The sequence below is a fragment of the Pantoea sp. V106_11 genome (genome assembly GCF_029967885.1).
GTDB lineage: Bacteria > Pseudomonadota > Gammaproteobacteria > Enterobacterales > Enterobacteriaceae > Pantoea > Pantoea ananatis.
In genome coordinates this window covers 1-17,436 of record NZ_JASCAK010000031.1, presented here as the reverse complement: position 1 = coordinate 17,436, position 17,436 = coordinate 1, and the positions used below count along the sequence as shown (strand labels likewise).

The 17,436-nt window shown below is 54.8% G+C and carries 13 protein-coding genes and 2 rRNA genes; 9 read left to right on the top strand and 6 right to left on the bottom strand.

What is annotated here, in order from left to right; all coding sequences use genetic code 11:
• Window positions 1-161: 161 nt before the first annotated feature.
• The 3 genes from mprA (at window position 162) to emrB (ending at window position 3,565) form a co-directional block, all read left to right on the top strand.
• Window positions 162-692, top strand: a complete 531-nt coding sequence (mprA, locus tag QLG08_RS15340) for a transcriptional repressor MprA (RefSeq protein WP_014594402.1) — start codon at window positions 162-164, stop codon at window positions 690-692.
• A 148-nt stretch (window positions 693-840) separates the two neighbouring features.
• Entirely contained in the window at window positions 841-2,013 is a 1,173-nt protein-coding gene (emrA, locus tag QLG08_RS15335) for a multidrug efflux MFS transporter periplasmic adaptor subunit EmrA (RefSeq protein ID WP_013026870.1), read from the top strand.
• A gap of 16 nt (window positions 2,014-2,029) precedes the next feature.
• Window positions 2,030-3,565 carry a multidrug efflux MFS transporter permease subunit EmrB gene (gene emrB, locus QLG08_RS15330; RefSeq protein WP_013026871.1) on the top strand — a complete coding sequence of 512 codons (1,536 nt, stop codon included), beginning with the start codon at window positions 2,030-2,032 and terminating at the stop codon, window positions 3,563-3,565.
• A 51-nt stretch (window positions 3,566-3,616) separates the two neighbouring features.
• On the opposite strand, the gene QLG08_RS15325 is transcribed toward emrB, so the two are convergent.
• A complete protein-coding gene (locus tag QLG08_RS15325; RefSeq protein ID WP_015699651.1) occupies window positions 3,617-4,669 on the bottom strand; it encodes an NAD(P)-dependent alcohol dehydrogenase in 1,053 nt (350 codons plus the stop codon).
• Window positions 4,670-4,781: 112 nt separating this feature from the next.
• Here QLG08_RS15325 and QLG08_RS15320 point away from each other — a divergent pair, with 112 nt between their 5' ends.
• Window positions 4,782-5,189, top strand: a complete 408-nt coding sequence (locus tag QLG08_RS15320) for a helix-turn-helix domain-containing protein (RefSeq protein WP_282472982.1) — start codon at window positions 4,782-4,784, stop codon at window positions 5,187-5,189.
• A gap of 83 nt (window positions 5,190-5,272) precedes the next feature.
• Here the strand turns inward: QLG08_RS15320 and QLG08_RS15315 are convergent, their stop codons facing one another.
• Window positions 5,273-6,391, bottom strand: coding sequence for a tRNA/rRNA methyltransferase (locus QLG08_RS15315; RefSeq protein ID WP_019106304.1), 1,119 nt, complete (start codon window positions 6,389-6,391; stop codon window positions 5,273-5,275).
• A 159-nt stretch (window positions 6,392-6,550) separates the two neighbouring features.
• Between QLG08_RS15315 and trxC the strand changes: the two genes are divergently transcribed.
• The 4 genes from trxC (at window position 6,551) to pssA (ending at window position 11,972) form a co-directional block, all read left to right on the top strand.
• A complete protein-coding gene (trxC, locus tag QLG08_RS15310; RefSeq protein WP_013026875.1) occupies window positions 6,551-6,970 on the top strand; it encodes a thioredoxin TrxC in 420 nt (139 codons plus the stop codon).
• A gap of 82 nt (window positions 6,971-7,052) precedes the next feature.
• Window positions 7,053-7,733 carry a tRNA-uridine aminocarboxypropyltransferase gene (locus QLG08_RS15305; RefSeq protein ID WP_013026876.1) on the top strand — a complete coding sequence of 227 codons (681 nt, stop codon included), beginning with the start codon at window positions 7,053-7,055 and terminating at the stop codon, window positions 7,731-7,733.
• Window positions 7,734-7,841: 108 nt separating this feature from the next.
• Window positions 7,842-10,517 (top strand): bifunctional acetate--CoA ligase family protein/GNAT family N-acetyltransferase, encoded by a 2,676-nt coding sequence (locus QLG08_RS15300; RefSeq protein WP_015699648.1) that lies wholly within the window; start codon window positions 7,842-7,844, stop codon window positions 10,515-10,517.
• Window positions 10,518-10,616: 99 nt separating this feature from the next.
• On the top strand, window positions 10,617-11,972 hold the full coding sequence (pssA, locus tag QLG08_RS15290) for a CDP-diacylglycerol--serine O-phosphatidyltransferase (protein WP_042678092.1): 1,356 nt from the start codon (window positions 10,617-10,619) through the stop codon (window positions 11,970-11,972).
• Window positions 11,973-12,016: 44 nt separating this feature from the next.
• Here pssA and QLG08_RS15285 read toward each other — a convergent pair whose 3' ends face one another.
• Both QLG08_RS15285 and QLG08_RS15280 read right to left on the bottom strand, forming a co-directional pair.
• Entirely contained in the window at window positions 12,017-13,312 is a 1,296-nt protein-coding gene (locus tag QLG08_RS15285; RefSeq protein ID WP_049791859.1) for an MFS family transporter, read from the bottom strand.
• Between the two features lie 236 nt (window positions 13,313-13,548).
• Window positions 13,549-14,616, bottom strand: a complete 1,068-nt coding sequence (locus QLG08_RS15280) for a zinc-dependent alcohol dehydrogenase family protein (RefSeq protein WP_015699645.1) — start codon at window positions 14,614-14,616, stop codon at window positions 13,549-13,551.
• 106 nt (window positions 14,617-14,722) lie between these two features.
• Between QLG08_RS15280 and QLG08_RS15275 the strand changes: the two genes are divergently transcribed.
• Window positions 14,723-15,184 (top strand): Lrp/AsnC family transcriptional regulator, encoded by a 462-nt coding sequence (locus QLG08_RS15275; RefSeq protein WP_014605185.1) that lies wholly within the window; start codon window positions 14,723-14,725, stop codon window positions 15,182-15,184.
• A 464-nt stretch (window positions 15,185-15,648) separates the two neighbouring features.
• On the opposite strand, the gene rrf is transcribed toward QLG08_RS15275, so the two are convergent.
• Together rrf and QLG08_RS15265 are read right to left on the bottom strand one after the other, a co-directional pair.
• Window positions 15,649-15,764: ribosomal RNA gene (gene rrf, locus QLG08_RS15270) — 5S ribosomal RNA — on the bottom strand.
• A gap of 209 nt (window positions 15,765-15,973) precedes the next feature.
• A 23S ribosomal RNA gene (locus QLG08_RS15265) occupies window positions 15,974-17,436 on the bottom strand; the annotation flags it as partial.

Below are 17,436 nucleotides of genomic sequence, written 5' to 3'. Positions count from 1 at the left end.
CGTATGAAATCGATGCGCAAAACCTTTACCCTGGGGTCAAGGACAGATCTTGAACTACCACAGTGCGACAGCCTGAGGATGACCTGTTAAGGCCAGAATACTCAGCAATGACGCTGCCACCGTGGTGATTATAAAAGTTGAAATTAGTGAGGTTTTTTCTAATGGAAAGTTCGTTTACGCCCATTGAGCAAATGTTAAATATCCGTGCCAATCGTCACACGGATTTCCCCTTCCAGGAAATTCTCCTGACGCGCCTTTGCATGCATATGCAGGGTAAATTGCTGGACAATCGCAACAAAATGCTTAAAGAACAGGGTATTAATGAAACCCTGTTTATGGCGTTACTGACGCTGGATGCGCAGGAAGACCAGAGCATTCAGCCTTCTGAGCTGAGCACCGCCCTGGGTTCCTCACGGACTAATGCCACGCGCATTGCCGATGAGCTGGAAAAACGGGGCTGGATTGAACGTCGTGAAAGCGCGCAGGATCGCCGTTGTCTGCATCTGCATCTGACCGACAAAGGCAATGCATTTCTGCAGCAGGTGCTGCCGCCTCAACATCAGAGCCTGCAATACCTGTGGTCTTCACTGACCGGTGATGAGAAGTCACAGTTGGAAAACATCACCCGCAAGCTGCTTACCCGTCTGGATAAGATGGAAGAAGATAAACTAACTGCTTCCCTGTCGCGGTAATAGCAAGATCTGCGACACAATCACCTGACGAAATCGTTATTTTAACCCTCTTTTATCCGGCCAGCGCTTAGTCGCTGGCTTTTTTGGCTCGGGCGATGGTGAAAACGGAGTTTAACCCGCCGATTAAGTGGAAAACGTGGAGAAATAAATGAGTGCATCAGAGGCGCAAAGCCCGCATCAGCCAGTAAATAACAAGAAGAAAAAGCGCAAAGGCGCGCTGCTATTACTGGCGCTGGTCGTCGTACTGCTTGGCATTGCGTGGGGCGTTTACTGGTACCTGGTGCTACGCCACTATCAGGAAACGGACGATGCTTACGTTGCCGGTAACCAGGTGCAGGTGATGGCCCAGGTCTCAGGCAGCGTCAATAAAGTCTGGTTTGATGATACCGATTTTGTCAAAAAAGGGGATGTGCTGGTATCGCTGGATAAAACCGACGCACAGCAGGCGTTTGAAAAAGCCCAGACCGGGCTGGCGACCAGCGTGCGCCAGGTACATCAGGAGATGATCAACGCGAAACAGTATCAGGCCACCATTGCGCTCCGTCAGACCGCGTTAGATCAGGCGCAGGCCGATCTGAAACGCCGCGAGCCGCTGGGCGCCTCTAACCTGATTGGGCGTGAAGAGCTGCAACATGCACGCGATGCCGTGGCTTCAGCGAAAGCGGAGCTGGATGTGGCGGTTCAGCAGTATAACGCGAACCAGGCGATGATCCTGAATACCTCTCTGGAAAACCAGCCTGCCGTGAAGCAGAGTGCGGCACAGCTGCGTGATGCCTGGCTGGCACTGCAACGTACTGACATTCGCAGCCCAATGGATGGCTATGTCTCGCGCCGCAGCGTGCAGGTTGGCTCGCAAATCAATACCAGTACGCCGCTGATGGCGGTGGTGCCTGCAACCGACTTGTGGGTAGACGCCAACTTCAAAGAGACCCAACTGGCTGGCGTGCGTATCGGCCAACCGGCAACCGTTGTGGCGGACATCTACGGTGACGATGTGGTTTACCACGGTAAAGTTGTCGGTCTGGACATGGGAACCGGAAGCGCGTTCTCCCTGCTGCCGGCGCAAAACGCCACCGGTAACTGGATCAAAGTGGTTCAACGTCTGCCGGTCCGTATTGAGTTGAATCAGGACGAAGTGGCTAAACATCCTCTGCGTATCGGGCTGTCAACATTGGTAGAAATTGATACCGATAATAAAGACGGCAGCGCACTGGCTACCAGCGTTCGTCAGCAGGCTGCCTACAGCAGCAACGCCCTGGCCATTGACCTTGCACCGGTTGATAAGCTGATTACCGATATCGTCCACGCGAACGCCGGATGATCACCCGGAGGCTGTAATGGCACAAGCACCGCTTAAAGGGATGCCGTTGGTCTTAATGACCATTGCGCTCTCCCTGGCGACGTTCATGCAGGTTCTGGATTCCACCATTGCGAACGTTGCTATACCGACCATTGCGGGTAATCTGGGGGCCTCAAACTCCCAGGGGACCTGGGTCATCACGTCTTTCGGGGTGGCAAACGCCATCTCGATTCCGATAACGGGTTGGCTGGCCAAACGCATCGGTGAAGTCAAACTCTTTACCTGGTCGACCATCCTGTTTGCGCTGGCTTCCTGGGCCTGCGGCATGTCCGAAAGCCTGGAAATGCTGATTTTCTTCAGGATAATTCAGGGGATCGTTGCAGGTCCGCTGATCCCGCTGTCGCAAAGCCTGCTGCTGAATAATTATCCGCCCGCAAAACGCAGTATCGCCCTGTCACTCTGGGCGATGACGGTGATTGTGGCCCCCATATGTGGCCCCATTCTCGGCGGCTGGATCAGTGATAACTATCACTGGGGCTGGATCTTCTTTATCAACGTGCCGATTGGTGTTGTGGTCATCATGCTCACGCTGCAAACCCTGCGTGGTCGTGAAACCGCTACCCAGATCCGCCCCATTGATACCGTTGGCCTGGTGCTGCTGGTTGTCGGGGTTGGCTCGTTGCAGGTGATGCTGGATCGCGGTAAAGAGCTGGACTGGTTTAGCTCAACAGAAATTATTGTGCTGACGATTGTCGCGGTGCTGGCGCTGGTGATGCTATTGATTTGGGAGCTGACAGACGATCACCCGATAGTCGATCTGTCGCTGTTTAAATCGCGCAACTTCACCATAGGCTGCTTATCCATTAGCCTTGCCTACATGCTCTATTTTGGATCGATCGTTCTCTTGCCGCAGTTGCTGCAGGAGGTCTACGGTTATACCGCGACCTGGGCAGGGCTGGCCTCAGCGCCGGTCGGGATTATCCCGGTTATCCTGTCGCCCATCATTGGTCGGTTCTCCCATAAGCTTGATATGCGGAAACTGGTCACCTTCAGTTTCATCATGTATGCCATTTGTTTCTACTGGCGCGCTTACACGTTTGAACCGGGCATGGACTTTGGCGCGTCGGCCTGGCCACAGTTTATTCAGGGCTTCGCGGTCGCCTGCTTCTTTATGCCACTTACCACAATTACGCTGTCGGGTTTGACACCCGACCGGATGGCGGCGGCATCCAGTTTGTCGAACTTCGTGCGTACGCTGGCGGGTTCGATAGGGACGTCGATCACCACCACGATGTGGACGGATCGTGAGGCAATGCACCACAGTAATCTCAGCGAATCGGTGACGCCTTATAACGTTAATGCGCAGCAGATGTACAGTCAGCTTGAGGGGATGGGCATGACGCATCAGCAGGCCTCAGCGTACATCGCTCAGCAGATCACCAATCAGGGATTGATCATTTCCGCCAACGAGATTTTTTGGGCGTCGGCGGGCGTCTTTCTGGTGCTGTTGGTGCTGATCTGGTTTGCCCGTCCGCCCTTTACCGCCGGTGGCGGTGGTGGTGGCGCGCACTAGACGAACGCGATGGGGTTCTGGCGTGGAAGTCACGCCCGCCAGAACCCGTTTTTACGCCCAGCGCGTCGCTTTCATATCCATCACGAACCGGTATTTCACGTCACCTTTTAGCATTCGCGTAAAGGCTTCTTCGACCTGCTCTCCACGAATCATCTCAATGTCTGCGGTGATGTTGTTGTCGCCGCAGAAATCCAGCATCTCCTGGGTTTCTTTAATGCTGCCGATGGACGAGCCGCTAATGCTTAAACGACGGAACACCATTGGCGTCACGTTCGGTGAAGCGTGCGGACTGTCGGGAATGCCCACCAGCACCAGGCGGCCATTGGTTTTGAGCGTCGCCAGATAAGGGTCAAGATCGTGCGGGGCCGCCACGCAGTCAACGATAAGATCCAGCGCGTTCTGGCTGGCCTGCATAGCCTGAGCATCGCGTGATACCACCACATGACGGGCACCGAGACGGCGGGCATCCGCGGCTTTGTCAGCCGACGTGGTGAAAAGCGTCACCTCAGCTCCCAGCGCACTCGCCAGCTTCACCGCCATGTGGCCTAACCCACCCAGGCCAATCACGCCAACCTTATCGCCCGTTTTCACGTTAAAATGGCGCAGCGGTGACCAGACAGTGACGCCCGCGCACAGCAACGGCGCAACACCGGCCAACGGCAGGTGCTGTGGCACCGAAACCACGAAGTCCTGATCGACCACCACGTGCTCAGCATAGCCGCCTCGGGTAGATTCACCGGTGTATTTATCCGTACCGTTATAGGTCGCAGTGAAACCGGCTTCACAATATTGTTCTTCCTGCTGCTGACAGAAATGACAGGTGCGGCAGGAATCCACCATCACGCCCACGCCAACAATATCACCCGGCGTAAATCGGGTGGCAGCGCTACCGGTTTCGCTCACCCGTCCAACGATTTCGTGTCCTGGCACCAGGGGATAATGGCTTACCGCCCATTCGTTGCGTGCCATATGCAAATCTGAGTGGCAAACGCCACAGTAAAGGATTTCTATCCGGACATCCTGCGGCTGAAGCGGGCGCAGCGCGATCTGGCCGGCGGTAAGGGGCTGGGTCGCATCGTGCGCGATCAGTGCATTAATTTTCATGGTGCCTCTCATAGTGACTGGCTTTTGATAACGGAGGGCGGCAAACTCTACTTAAATAGTGCCATTATTGATAGTAGTTACCATTTGGTGACCATAAAGGAGGGAGAAGACGATGCCTGCCTGGATAGAGGGTAAACTGGTTTTTTATGTGGATTCACCGCCGCGCCGACTCATGGATCTTTTTTCTGCCAAGTGGAATCCGATGGTGCTGCATGCGCTGTATCACTGGCCGGGAGGCCGCGCACGCACGGGCGAGTTGCAGCGAAGTTTGCAGGGGATATCAAAAAAGATGTTGTTTCAGACGCTGAAGGAGCTGGAGCAGCGCGGATTGATCACCCGCCATGTTTACGACGTGATCCCACCCAAAGTCGTCTATGCGTTAACGGCGCTGGGCCAGACCTTCGCGGAACCGGTAGAGCAGCTGTATCAATGGGGGCTGGATAATCAACGGGCGCTTGATGAGATGGACGAACATGTTGATCAGGCTACATCCGACTCCGGGGAGGGTAAGGCGGGGTAACGGGCTGGCGGAGCATCTTTCACGCCCCGCCGGGAACACTGAACCTGTATGGCACGTTTCACGGCACCATACATCAGCTAACATCAGGCGTTCTGACGCCACCATTCGGCCAGCAGAACGCCGGTAGCGACGGAGACGTTCAGACTTTCCACGTTGCCGGTGCCGCCAATCGACAGGCTCATATCGCCCTGCTGGAACGTGCTGTCAGACAAGCCTTCACGCTCCTGACCCAGCACCAGTACCATTTTGGCCGGTAGCACCGCGTCAGACAGGGATGTGCCCTGATGGCTCGAGGTCGTCACGATGGTGTAACCCGCTTTGCGGAAGGCTTCGAGGCCTTCATTAAAGGTTGCGCCGCTGATAGCCTGAACGTGTTCAGCGCCGCCTTCCGCCGTGCGAACCGCTGCACCGGATTCCAGCAGCGAGGCATCGTTAACCAGCAGACCTTTCACACCAAAGTGCGCGCAGCTGCGCATGATCGCGCCAAGGTTATGGGGATTGCTGACATCTTCAAGCGCCAGTACACAGTCTTTGCTTTCGGCCTTGTTAAGCCATTCTGCTACGTCCATGCCCATGCGTTTCTTGATCAGGAAGCAGACGCCGCCGTGGTGTTCAGTACCGGAAGCTTTGGTGATCTCTGCGTCATCGACCACGTGATAGGCTTTGCGGTTAGCCGCCAGCCAGCGCAGCGCATCGCGGAAACGTGGCGTCACGCTTTGCACAAACCAGGCGCGAACGATGCATTCAGGACGGCTCTGGAACAGCGCCTGACAGGCGTTTTCACCGTAAACGCGGGTTTCTTCCAGACGCTGGCGACGAATCTGCTCAACGTCAACCACGCCTTTACCGCTAATCCCTGGGTTTTCCGGTTTGTTGTCTTCCACGACCGGCGCGCGGGAGACGGTGCGCCATGGGGAATCACTGCTGCCGTAAGCATCACGATTGTCGCTGCCGCGATCGTTGCGGCGCGGTGCGCTGTCACTGCGGCGTGGCGCGCTATCGCTGCGACGGCCTGTACCGCGTCCGCCTTCTTCACTACGCTCAGTGCGTGGGCCGGATGAACGACGATTGTCTTCACGGCGAGCAGCAGGACGGCCACCTTTGCCTGTACGAGGATTCGGCGCGCGCGCGCTTTGCTCATCTTCGCCACGCACATACATGACTTTGACCTTACCACTTTTGCCTTTAAATTCGTCGTTCATTTCTTCCTCCTGCATTGAGAGCGCGAAGATTACCTGATGTGACTGCGCTTAGCTATCAACTATTGTACCTATAGAGCAATCCACATTGAGACGATCTTACCACCCTTTCATAATGGACAATATTGAGCAAAGTGCTCTAGTTCATTATCAGAGGTTTATATGAATACGGTATGCACGTCTTGTCAGGCAACCAATCGCGTTCCCGAAGAACGGCTTGCCGATGGTGCCAAATGTGGTCGTTGCGGCGAAAGCCTGTTTTCTGGCGAGGTCATCAACGCCACCGCCGCCACGCTGGACAGCTATCTGCAGGACGATCTGCCGGTTGTGGTGGACTTTTGGGCGCCATGGTGCGGCCCCTGCGTTAATTTTGCCCCGGTGTTTAAAGACGTCGCACAGGAGCGCAGCGGCAAGGTGCGCTTCATTAAAGTGAATACGGAGGCCGAGCCGGCGCTGAGCAGTCGCTTCCGCATTCGCAGCATTCCCACCATTATGGTCTTTAAGAAAGGTGAGATGGTGGACATGCTAAACGGTGCCATGCCGAAAGCGCCCTTCAACGAGTGGCTCGACGAATCCCTGTAAGCGCAAAAGGCCAGCCCGTGCTGGCCTTTTCCCTTTGTCCGACGCTTCGATTACACTACGCTTTTTCTTGTCCTGAATAATCATGTCTGAAAATGCCGTTTTGCGTTTACGTGCCCAACGTCTGGCCCGCGCCACTCGTCCCTTTCTGGCACGTGGAAACCGTGTGCTTCGTTGCCAGGGATGTCTGTTGCCGGAAAAACACTGTCTGTGCGCCAGCATTCGTGTGCAGTCTGCCCGCAGTCGCTTTTGTCTGGTGATGTTTGATACCGAACCGATGAAGCCAAGTAATACGGGCCGGTTGATCGCCGACGTCTTGCCAGATACCCAGGCCTTTGGCTGGTCACGCACCGAGCCCGATCCTTTACTGCTGCAGGCCGTGGCCAGTGAGGCTTATCAGCCACTGGTGGTTTTCCCTGCATCTTACGCCGATGAAGGTCGCAAGATTGTGCATTCGCCGCCGCTGTCAGGTAAACCGCCGCTGTTTATCATGCTGGATGGTACCTGGAATGAAGCCCGCAAGATGTTTCGTAAAAGCCCCTGGCTTGATCGCTTTCCGGTGATCTCGCTTAATGTCACGGCACCGTCCCGCTACAGGCTGCGCGAAGCGCATGGCGAAGGTCAGCATTGCACCGCAGAGATTGCCGCGGCGCTGCTGCACCAGGCCGGCGACCGTGAGGCTGGCGAGGCATTAACCCTGCACTTTGAGCAGTTCCGTCAGGCCTATCTTGCCGGTAAGCCGCATCATCCCGGCCAGGAGAGGTAACACTCGCTCTGACAGGCCGATTGTCATTATTCAGGCTGGGATCTGCCCGACGGTAAAAAAGCCCAAAAGCGTTTACACTCCCCTAAATGCCGACGAATGGAGAAGGTGATGAGTCAACGTGGACTGGAAGCGCTGTTAAGACCAAAATCAATTGCGGTAATCGGCGCCTCGGTCAAGCCGGGACGGGCAGGCTATTTTATGATGCGTAATCTGCTGGCGGGCGGCTTTAGCGGCCCGGTGTTGCCGGTGACGCCAAAATATAAAGCCGTTAGCGGCGTGCTGGCCTGGCCTGATATTCACAGTTTGCCCTTCGCCCCCGACCTGGCGGTGATCTGTACCCATCACAAAAGAAATCTGACGCTGTTACAACAGCTTGGCGAGAAAGGCTGTAAAGCCTGCATCATCCTCTCCGCCCCCGCCAGTCAGCTCGCCGAGTTAAAAGCCTGCGCCAGCCGCTGGCAGATCCGATTGTTAGGCCCAAACAGTCTGGGATTGCTGGCCCCGTGGCAGGGGCTTAACGCCAGCTTTTCTCCTGTTCCCATCGCCAAAGGCCGTATTGCGTTCATATCGCAGTCATCAGCCGTCTCCAACACCATTCTTGACTGGGCGCAGCAACGTAACCTGGGTTTTTCATGGTTTATCGCCTTAGGCGACAGCCTGGATACCGACGTGGACGATCTGCTGGATTTTCTGGCCCGTGACGGCAAAACCAGCGCGATTCTGCTTTATCTTGAACACCTTAGCGATGCCCGCCGGTTTGTGTCGGCCTCCCGTAGCGCATCCCGTAACAAACCTATTTTGATTATCAAAAGCGGCCGCAGTCGCCAGGCACAGGCGCTGCTTGGTACGCACAGCGGTCTCGATGCCGCCTGGGATGCGGCGATCCAGCGTGCGGGCTTGTTACGGGTGCAGGATACGCACGAGCTGTTCACCGCAGTTGAGTCCCTGAGCCATATGCGTCCACCACGCGGGCACCGGCTGATGATTATCAGCAATGGCGCGGCTCCCGCCGCGCTGGCGTTAGATGAACTCTATGCCCGCAACGGTAAGCTCGCCACGCTGGGCGAGCAAACGATAGAGCAGCTTAGTGCCGTTCTGCCGGAGGGCGTCGGGCACGGCAATCCGGTCGATTTAAAGGACGATGCAACGCCGGAACGCTATCTGGCCTGCCTGGCCGTCCTGCTCGACAGCCATGATTTAGATGCCCTGATGATTATTCATGCCCCCAGCGCTGTTGCCCCGGCGACCGAAACCGCAGAGAAAATCATTCAGCTTATTCATCAGCATCCGCGCGGAAAACAGCTCACGCTGTTGACCAACTGGTGCGGCGAATTCTCCTCTCAGGCGGCGCGCCGTGCTTTTACTCAGGCCGGCATTCCCACCTGGCGAACGCCGGAGGGCACCGTCACCGCCTTTATGCATCAGGTTGAATACCGGCGTAACCAGAAATTGTTGCGGGAAACCCCCGCCCTGCCGGTAAACCTGACCCAGGACAGCGCTCAGGCCCACCAGTTGCTGTCTCAGGCGCTGGATAAGGGCATCCTGTCGCTGGATACGCACGAAGTGCAGCCCGTTCTTAAAGCTTACGGCCTCGCGACGTTACCCACCTGGATAGCAAAAGACAGTGAGGACGCCGTCACGATTGCTGAACAAACCGGCTATCCGGTCGCGCTGAAGCTCCGTTCGCCCGATGTGGCGCATAAGTCTGAAGTGCAGGGCGTCATGCTCTACCTACGTAACGCCGCCGAAGTTAAACGCGCGGCGGACGCGATTATTGACCGGGTCAGGCAGACGCTGCCGCACGCGCGTATTGAAGGACTGGTGGTGCAGAGCATGGCGAACCGGGCTGGTGCCCAGGAGCTGCGGATTGTGGTGGAGCAGGATGCGCTGTTTGGCCCTATCATCATGCTGGGTGAAGGCGGCGTAGAGTGGCAGGCAGAGAAACAGGCGGCGGTTGCTTTGCCGCCGCTGAATATGACCCTGGCGCGCTATCTGGTGATCCAGGCAATAAAAAGCGGCAAGGTCCGCAGCCGAAGTGCCTTGATTCCGCTTGATGTAGCTGGCCTGAGCCAACTGCTGGTTCAGGTCTCTAACCTGGTGGTAGATTGCCCGGAAATACAACGGCTGGATATTCATCCACTGCTGGCAGCAGGTAGCGATTTCACCTTACTGGACGTTACGCTGACGCTTGCGCCTTTTGACGGTGATAACGAAACGCGTCTGGCCATCCGACCCTATCCTCAGCACCTGGAAGAACAGGTCGAGTTGAAGGACGGTCAGCACTGCTTATTCCGCCCTATCCTGCCGGAAGATGAACCGCTGCTGCGTGACTTTATCAGCCAGGTGACGAAAGAAGATCTCTACTACCGCTACTTTAGCGAAATTAATGAATTCACCCATGACGATTTGGCCAATATGACGCAGATTGACTACGACCGGGAGATGGCGATTGTCGCCGTTCGGCAGCATCAGGGGCAGCCGGAGATCATCGGTGTGACCCGCGCGATTTCGGATGCCGACAACGTTGATGCCGAGTTTTCGGTACTGGTGCGCTCCGATCTTAAAGGGCTGGGGATGGGAAGACGTTTACTGGAAAAAATGATCCGTTACACCCGCGCGCATGGCCTGCAACAACTGAATGGCATTACCATGCCCGGCAACCGCGGCATGGTGACGCTGGCGAAAAAACTCAACTTTGACGTGGATGTCCAAATGGACGATGGCATCGTCAGTCTTAAGCTTTTGTTACAGGATAATGTCAGTTTGCCGTGTAGAGAAAAGTAAAAATCGCCCAGTTCGTCGTGGTTGATGTTATTATTTAGCGTTATGACCCTGATTTGGTGGCAAAAGGCCATACAATGAACCGAGAAGAAGTGCACTGTGATGTTGTCTAAATTTAAACGCAATAAACACCAACAACACCTCGCACAGCTGCCTAAACTGTCACAATCTGTTGCGGATGTGTCGACGCTTTATTCGCCCGCCGAATTTCGTGAGACGCTTTTGGAAAAGATTGCGTCAGCGCAATCGCGCATTTGTATCGTCGCACTCTATCTGGAAAATGACGATGCGGGCCGCGCCGTCATGAATGCACTGTATGCTGCGAAACTCGCTCGCCCACAGCTCGACATCAGTATTTTAGTCGACTGGCACCGTGCCCAACGTGGCCGCATTGGTGCTGCACGAGGCGTGACCAATGCCGACTGGTATTGTGAGATGGCCCAACAGCATCCCGACCACGTCATTCCTGTCTACGGCATTCCGGTTAATACTCGCGAGGCACTCGGGGTACTGCATCTGAAAGGCTTCATCATTGATGATACGCTGCTCTACAGCGGGGCCAGCCTGAATGACGTTTACCTGCATCAGCACGATAAATATCGCTACGATCGCTACCAGCTCATTCGTAATCCCGCGCTGGCCGACACCATGTTCGAATGGATCAACCACCATTTAAAAGACGCCGAGGCCGTCAATCGCCTGGACTATGCTGAGCGTCCTTCCAGTCCGGAAATTAAAAATGAAACGCGTCAGTTTCGTCAGGACCTGCGCGGGTTCAACTATCAGTTTGAAGGCAACGCCGGCAACGATGAACTCACCGTGACGCCACTGGTCGGCCTGGGCAAGCGTAGCCTGCTGAACAAGACCATTTTCCATTTGATGCCCTGCGCTGAAAAGAAGCTCACCATCTGCACGCCTTATTTCAACCTGCCTGCGCTGCTGGTGCGCAATATCATTGGCCTGCTACGTCAGGGGCGTGACGTTGAGATCATCGTGGGTGATAAAACAGCGAATGACTTCTATATCGCACCCGATCAGCCATTTAAGATCATCGGTGCACTGCCCTACCTCTACGAAATTAACCTGCGTCGCTTTTTAAGCCGGCTGCAGTACTACGTTAGCAACGGGCAGCTGACCGTACGTTTATGGAAAGACGGTGAAAACAGCTATCACCTGAAAGGAATGTGGGTTGACGATGAGTGGCAGCTCATCACAGGCAACAATCTTAATCCCCGCGCCTGGCGGCTGGATCTCGAGAATGCGGTACTGATCCACGATCCGCATCAGCAGTTGGCCGATCAGCGACAGCATGAGCTGATGCTGATCCGTCAACATACCACGGTCGTTGGACACTTTCGTGAGCTGGAGAGCATCGCTGACTACCCGGCGAAAGTGCGTAAGCTGATTCGCCGTCTACGCCGTATTCGTATTGACCGCCTCATCAGCCGCATACTGTAAACCCTCAGAATGCCGCAGCCTGCCTGCGGCACTCCTTTCCTCTGCTACAGCTTAATTCCTTTCCCATGCCGGTGGAGCAGCAGCGAAACCAGAAACGCCAGCGCGCCCATCGCAGACACGTACCAGAAGAAGGTGGTTTCCATCCCTTTGTGCTTCATCAGTAACGCCACGTACTCTGCAGACCCACCGAAGATCGCATTCGCCACCGCATAAGACAGCCCGACGCCCAGGGCTCGCACCTGCGGCGGAAACATCTCAGCTTTCAGGATCCCACTGATCGAGGTGTAAAAGCTGGTAATAAGCAGTGCCAGCATAATCAGAACAAATGCCATGCCCGGACTCTGTACGTTTTGCAGCAGGGTGAGGATGGGCACGGTACAGATTGCTGCACCGGCACCGAAAATCATCATGGACGTGCGTCGGCCTATCTTATCCGACAAACCGCCAATAACGGGCTGAAGCAGCATATAGACGAAGAGCACACCGGTCATCAATGCACTGGCGGTTTTCGCATCCATGCCTGAGGTATTTACCAGATACTTTTGCATGTAGGTTGTAAAGGTGTAAAAGCTCAACGAACCGCCCGCCGTAAAGCCCAGCACCATCAGGAAGGGTTTGGTGTGATTACGTAACAGGCCAATGACGCTACCGGCATCCCGATGCTCACGGCTCTGTTTATCGGACGTTTCGTCCAGAGAGCGGCGCAGCCATAACGCCACCACGGCCAGCGCAGCGCCTAAAAAGAACGGGATGCGCCAGCCCCATGTGCGTAGCTCCTGGTCGGTTAAGATGAACTGCAGCAGCACCACCGTCAGCACAGCGGCTAACTGCCCACCAATTAAGGTGACGTATTGAAAGGAGGCATAAAAGCCTTTGCGCCCTTCCAGGGCCACTTCACTCATATAGGTTGCACTTGTGCCGTACTCCCCGCCCACCGACAGCCCCTGGAACATACGAGCCAGTAACAGCAGGGCTGGCGCGGCTATCCCAATGCTGTTATAGCCCGGCAGACAGGCGATGACCAGCGATCCGAAACACATCATACAGACAGAAATCAGCATGGATTTTTTTCGCCCGTGGCGGTCACCAATATAGCCAAATAACCATCCGCCAATCGGCCTCATTAAAAAGCCTGCGGCAAACACGCCTGCCGTCTGGAGCAACTGGGTTGTCGTATCCCCTTGCGGAAAGAAGATATGGGCAAAGTAGAGTGAGAAAAACGAGTACACATAAAAGTCGAACCATTCGACGAGATTACCTGAGGATGCACCTACGATGGCCCAGATACGTTTTTTTCTGTCGAGCAACTGCGATTGTGGATTTTTGATCACATCTGACATGCTATGCCTCGGCTCCATGCTGATAAGCAGCGTTAAAGCGTTGAGTAAAGCATGGACGGGAATAAAACGGAAAGAGGTGTTGGTTCTGGATGACAAAATGTGACTTATGTTGTTAATTTGCTGTAACAACTGAAAGTGTCAGACCACCGCGCCAGCCCGCTACGGATATCAAAAACGACCGACCTTTCTCTACAACATGTGTACGAGCAGTGCAGACAGGCCGGTGTTTTAGTGCATCAGAACGTCGTGACTACCGTGACGCCCGGTGATTCAAACTTATCCATATTGATTAACGCTTCTATGGATTGCTCGAGGCTGATGGTGCGGCCAATGAGCTTTTCAGGACAGAGTTTACCGGTGGCGATCATGTTCATCATGTCGCCGTAACGATGAGCCTGCATGCCGTGACTGCCAATAATCTCCAGTTCGTTAGCAATAACGCTGGCCATTGGAATGGGCGGTGCACTGTGTTCGCCCGCCATCAGGCCTATCTGGATGTGCCTGCCTCTTTTTCTTAAGGAATGAATGGAGTTCACGCAGGTCACAGTATGACCCAGCGCATCCAGTGACACATGTGCTCCGCCTTGGGTGATTTCTCTGATGGCTTCCGCCACATTGTGCACGCGAGCGCCATTTACTACGGCAACTGCACCCAAATCACGGGCCAGCTGCAGCTTTTCATCCGAAATATCCACCGCCACCACGTTTGCTCCGAGCGCATTCGCGATCATGATGGCGGAAAGTCCCACACCGCCACAGCCGTGCACGGCAAGCCACTGACCTGCCGACGTTCTTCCCTGATCGACCACTGCCCTGAACGAGGTAATAAAACGGCACCCGAGACTGGCTGCGGTAGTGAAGTTCAGCGTGTCCGGCAGTGCGATAAGATTTAAGTCGGCCTGCTGTATCGCTACGTATTCGGCGAACGATCCCCAGTGCGTGAAGCCAGGCTGGAACTGATGGTCACAGACCTGCTGATTACCGGTATGACATTCGTGACAAAAGCCGCACCCCGATACAAAAGGTACCGTGACATTATCGCCCGGCCGCCATTTAGTCACCGCGTTGCCAACGGCTTCAATTGTGCCTGCGAATTCGTGTCCCGGCACATGAGGCAGAGGAATATCGGGATCGTGCCCGACCCAGCCGTGCCAGTCACTTCGGCAAACACCGGTGGCTTTGACCCGAATCACCACGCCATGCGGCTCGGGAGTAGGGTCCGGGACCGTTTGCAGCATCGGCGGCGACAGAAATGACTCGTATATCACTGCTTTCATCAGTAAACCCTCATCGTAGGCGTTCATAAAATTATACCTTTCGATTCGGAAATTACTTTTCATCTGTTGCAGGCGGATAATTATTTATGAAATTATCCTTCATCAAACATGCAATGGTTGAGTGGATATTTCAGTGAGTCTTCTTGATAAGAAAGATCTGGCGCTGCTGCGTTATCTGCAGCAGGACGGCAGGGTATCGAGTCTTAAACTTTCACAGGATTTGGATGTTAGCCCGGCTTCTGCATGGCGACGTCTGAAACGGCTTGAGGATGAGGCGTTTATTGAGGGTTATCAGGCGGTGGTTAACCGCAGAAAAGTGGGCTTTGGCGTGATGGCATTTGTCCGTCTGGTCTGTAGCCAGCACAGTGAAGCGGCAACGCGGGATTTTGAAGACAGGATTAATGCCAATCCCTATGTGCTTTCCTGCCACAACATTACCGGTGAAGCTGATTTCCTTTTACAGGTCGTGGCGCGCGACTTAGACCATTACAGTCTTTTTATCGAAAAGGAACTGCGTAAATTACCGGGGATACTGAGTATTAATTCTTCGATTTCGCTCAGAGAAGTGAAGAAAACGCATCCGCTACCGGTTTAACGGTGTCGCGATTTTGCAGGATGCAATGCAAAGTTGCTTTTCACTCGTTCTACCCTTCATAGCTGGGTAGTCGGCAAATTCCTTGTTGCCTGATTAATGCTATCGGTTAAAAAAACAGCTATTGCATTGTGCTGGATCTCAAACAGAGAAGGAATGCGGTGGATTGCGGTCAGGTACTTGCGGCTTTTGTTGACCTGCGGCTTTTGTATCGATGGCGTTTGTTGTATCACGATGATCAGGCGGTTCGTCGTCTTTGGGCAGGGGGTGCAGGTATATGACGCCGGGCGCGGCATGCCATCCGGCTTTCTCACGCGCCATTTTCCCGATCCGGCGGTTTTAATGACGCGGAAGGCACTCGCGCGGTCCCGGCCGTGCAGGACAGCCGGCCTGACGCCCCGCTTTTCACCGGTTACGCACGTAAAAAAGCCCTGAACGTCAGTTCAGGGCTTCTTCACTTGTTTGATGCCTGGCAGTTCCCTACTCTCGCATGGGGAGACCCCACACTACCATCGGCGCTACGGCGTTTCACTTCTGAGTTCGGCATGGGGTCAGGTGGGACCACCGCGCTACAGCCGCCAGGCAAATTCTTTGTGCCGAAACGAATCTTTTACATCGTGACCGCGTTGCCATCGCTCAGCCACACCGGTCACATACTTCAGTATGCTCCCGCTGATGTCTTCGCGCTGCGCCCTGTCACGCCGCAAAATCTTTCGTTTCCGCAGATTCTTTATCCGGTAAACAATGCTGAAAATTTAAATCGTCTCTCAACCAAAACGCCTCTGGCGTTGTAAGGTTAAGCCTCACGGGTCATTAGTACCGGTAAGCTCAACGCATCGCTGCGCTTACACACCCGGCCTATCAACGTCGTCGTCTTCAACGTCCCTTCAGGAGCCTTAAAGGCTCAGGGAGAACTCATCTCGGGGCAAGTTTCGTGCTTAGATGCTTTCAGCACTTATCTTTTCCGCACTTAGCTACCGGGCAGTGCCACTGGCGTGACAACCCGGACACCAGCGGTGCGTTCACTCCGGTCCTCTCGTACTAGGAGCAACCCCCCTCAATTCTCCAGCGCCCACGGCAGATAGGGACCGAACTGTCTCACGACGTTCTAAACCCAGCTCGCGTACCACTTTAAACGGCGAACAGCCGTACCCTTGGGACCTACTTCAGCCCCAGGATGTGATGAGCCGACATCGAGGTGCCAAACACCGCCGTCGATATGAACTCTTGGGCGGTATCAGCCTGTTATCCCCGGAGTACCTTTTATCCGTTGAGCGATGGCCCTTCCATTCAGAACCACCGGATCACTATGACCTGCTTTCGCACCTGCTCGAGCCGTCACTCTCGCAGTCAAGCTGGCTTATGCCATTGCACTAACCTCCTGATGTCCGACCAGGATTAGCCAACCTTCGTGCTCCTCCGTTACGCTTTGGGAGGAGACCGCCCCAGTCAAACTACCCACCAGACACTGTCCGCAGCCCGGATTACGGGCCTACGTTAGAACACCAAACATTAAAGGGTGGTATTTCAAGGCCGGCTCCACGCAGACTGGCGTCCACGCTTCAAAGCCTCCCACCTATCCTACACATCAAGGCTCAGTGTTCAGTGTCAAGCTGTAGTAAAGGTTCACGGGGTCTTTCCGTCTTGCCGCGGGTACACTGCATCTTCACAGCGATTTCAATTTCACTGAGTCTCGGGTGGAGACAGCCTGGCCATCATTACGCCATTCGTGCAGGTCGGAACTTACCCGACAAGGAATTTCGCTACCTTAGGACCGTTATAGTTACGGCCGCCGTTTACCGGGGCTTCGATCAAGAGCTTCTCCTTGCGGATAACCCCATCAATTAACCTTCCGGCACCGGGCAGGCGTCACACCGTATACGTCCACTTTCGTGTTTGCACAGTGCTGTGTTTTTAATAAACAGTTGCAGCCAGCTGGTATCTTCGACTGGCTTCAGCTCCGGGAGCAAGTCCCTTCACCTACGCGCCAGCGTGCCTTCTCCCGAAGTTACGGCACCATTTTGCCTAGTTCCTTCACCCGAGTTCTCTCAAGCGCCTTGGTATTCTCTACCTGACCACCTGTGTCGGTTTGGGGTACGATTTTGTGTTACCTGATGCTTAGAGGCTTTTCCTGGAAGCAGGGCATTTATCACTTCAGCACCGTAGTGCCTCGTCGTCACGCCTCAGTGTAAAGTGAACCGGATTTGCCTGGAACACACACCTACACGCTTAAACCGGGACAACCGTCGCCCGGC

Bases quoted from the DNA above. Each gene is read 5' to 3' on its own strand.
- mprA (WP_014594402.1), top strand. From the start codon at position 162: ATGGAAAGTTCGTTTACGCCCATTGAGCAAATGTTAAATATCCGTGCC.
- emrA (WP_013026870.1), top strand. From the start codon at position 841: ATGAGTGCATCAGAGGCGCAAAGCCCGCATCAGCCAGTAAATAACAAG.
- emrB (WP_013026871.1), top strand. From the start codon at position 2,030: ATGGCACAAGCACCGCTTAAAGGGATGCCGTTGGTCTTAATGACCATT.
- QLG08_RS15325 (WP_015699651.1), bottom strand. From the start codon at position 4,669: ATGAAAATTAATGCACTGATCGCGCACGATGCGACCCAGCCCCTTACC.
- QLG08_RS15320 (WP_282472982.1), top strand. From the start codon at position 4,782: ATGCCTGCCTGGATAGAGGGTAAACTGGTTTTTTATGTGGATTCACCG.
- QLG08_RS15315 (WP_019106304.1), bottom strand. From the start codon at position 6,391: ATGAACGACGAATTTAAAGGCAAAAGTGGTAAGGTCAAAGTCATGTAT.
- trxC (WP_013026875.1), top strand. From the start codon at position 6,551: ATGAATACGGTATGCACGTCTTGTCAGGCAACCAATCGCGTTCCCGAA.
- QLG08_RS15305 (WP_013026876.1), top strand. From the start codon at position 7,053: ATGTCTGAAAATGCCGTTTTGCGTTTACGTGCCCAACGTCTGGCCCGC.
- QLG08_RS15300 (WP_015699648.1), top strand. From the start codon at position 7,842: ATGAGTCAACGTGGACTGGAAGCGCTGTTAAGACCAAAATCAATTGCG.
- pssA (WP_042678092.1), top strand. From the start codon at position 10,617: ATGTTGTCTAAATTTAAACGCAATAAACACCAACAACACCTCGCACAG.
- QLG08_RS15285 (WP_049791859.1), bottom strand. From the start codon at position 13,312: ATGTCAGATGTGATCAAAAATCCACAATCGCAGTTGCTCGACAGAAAA.
- QLG08_RS15280 (WP_015699645.1), bottom strand. From the start codon at position 14,616: ATGAACGCCTACGATGAGGGTTTACTGATGAAAGCAGTGATATACGAG.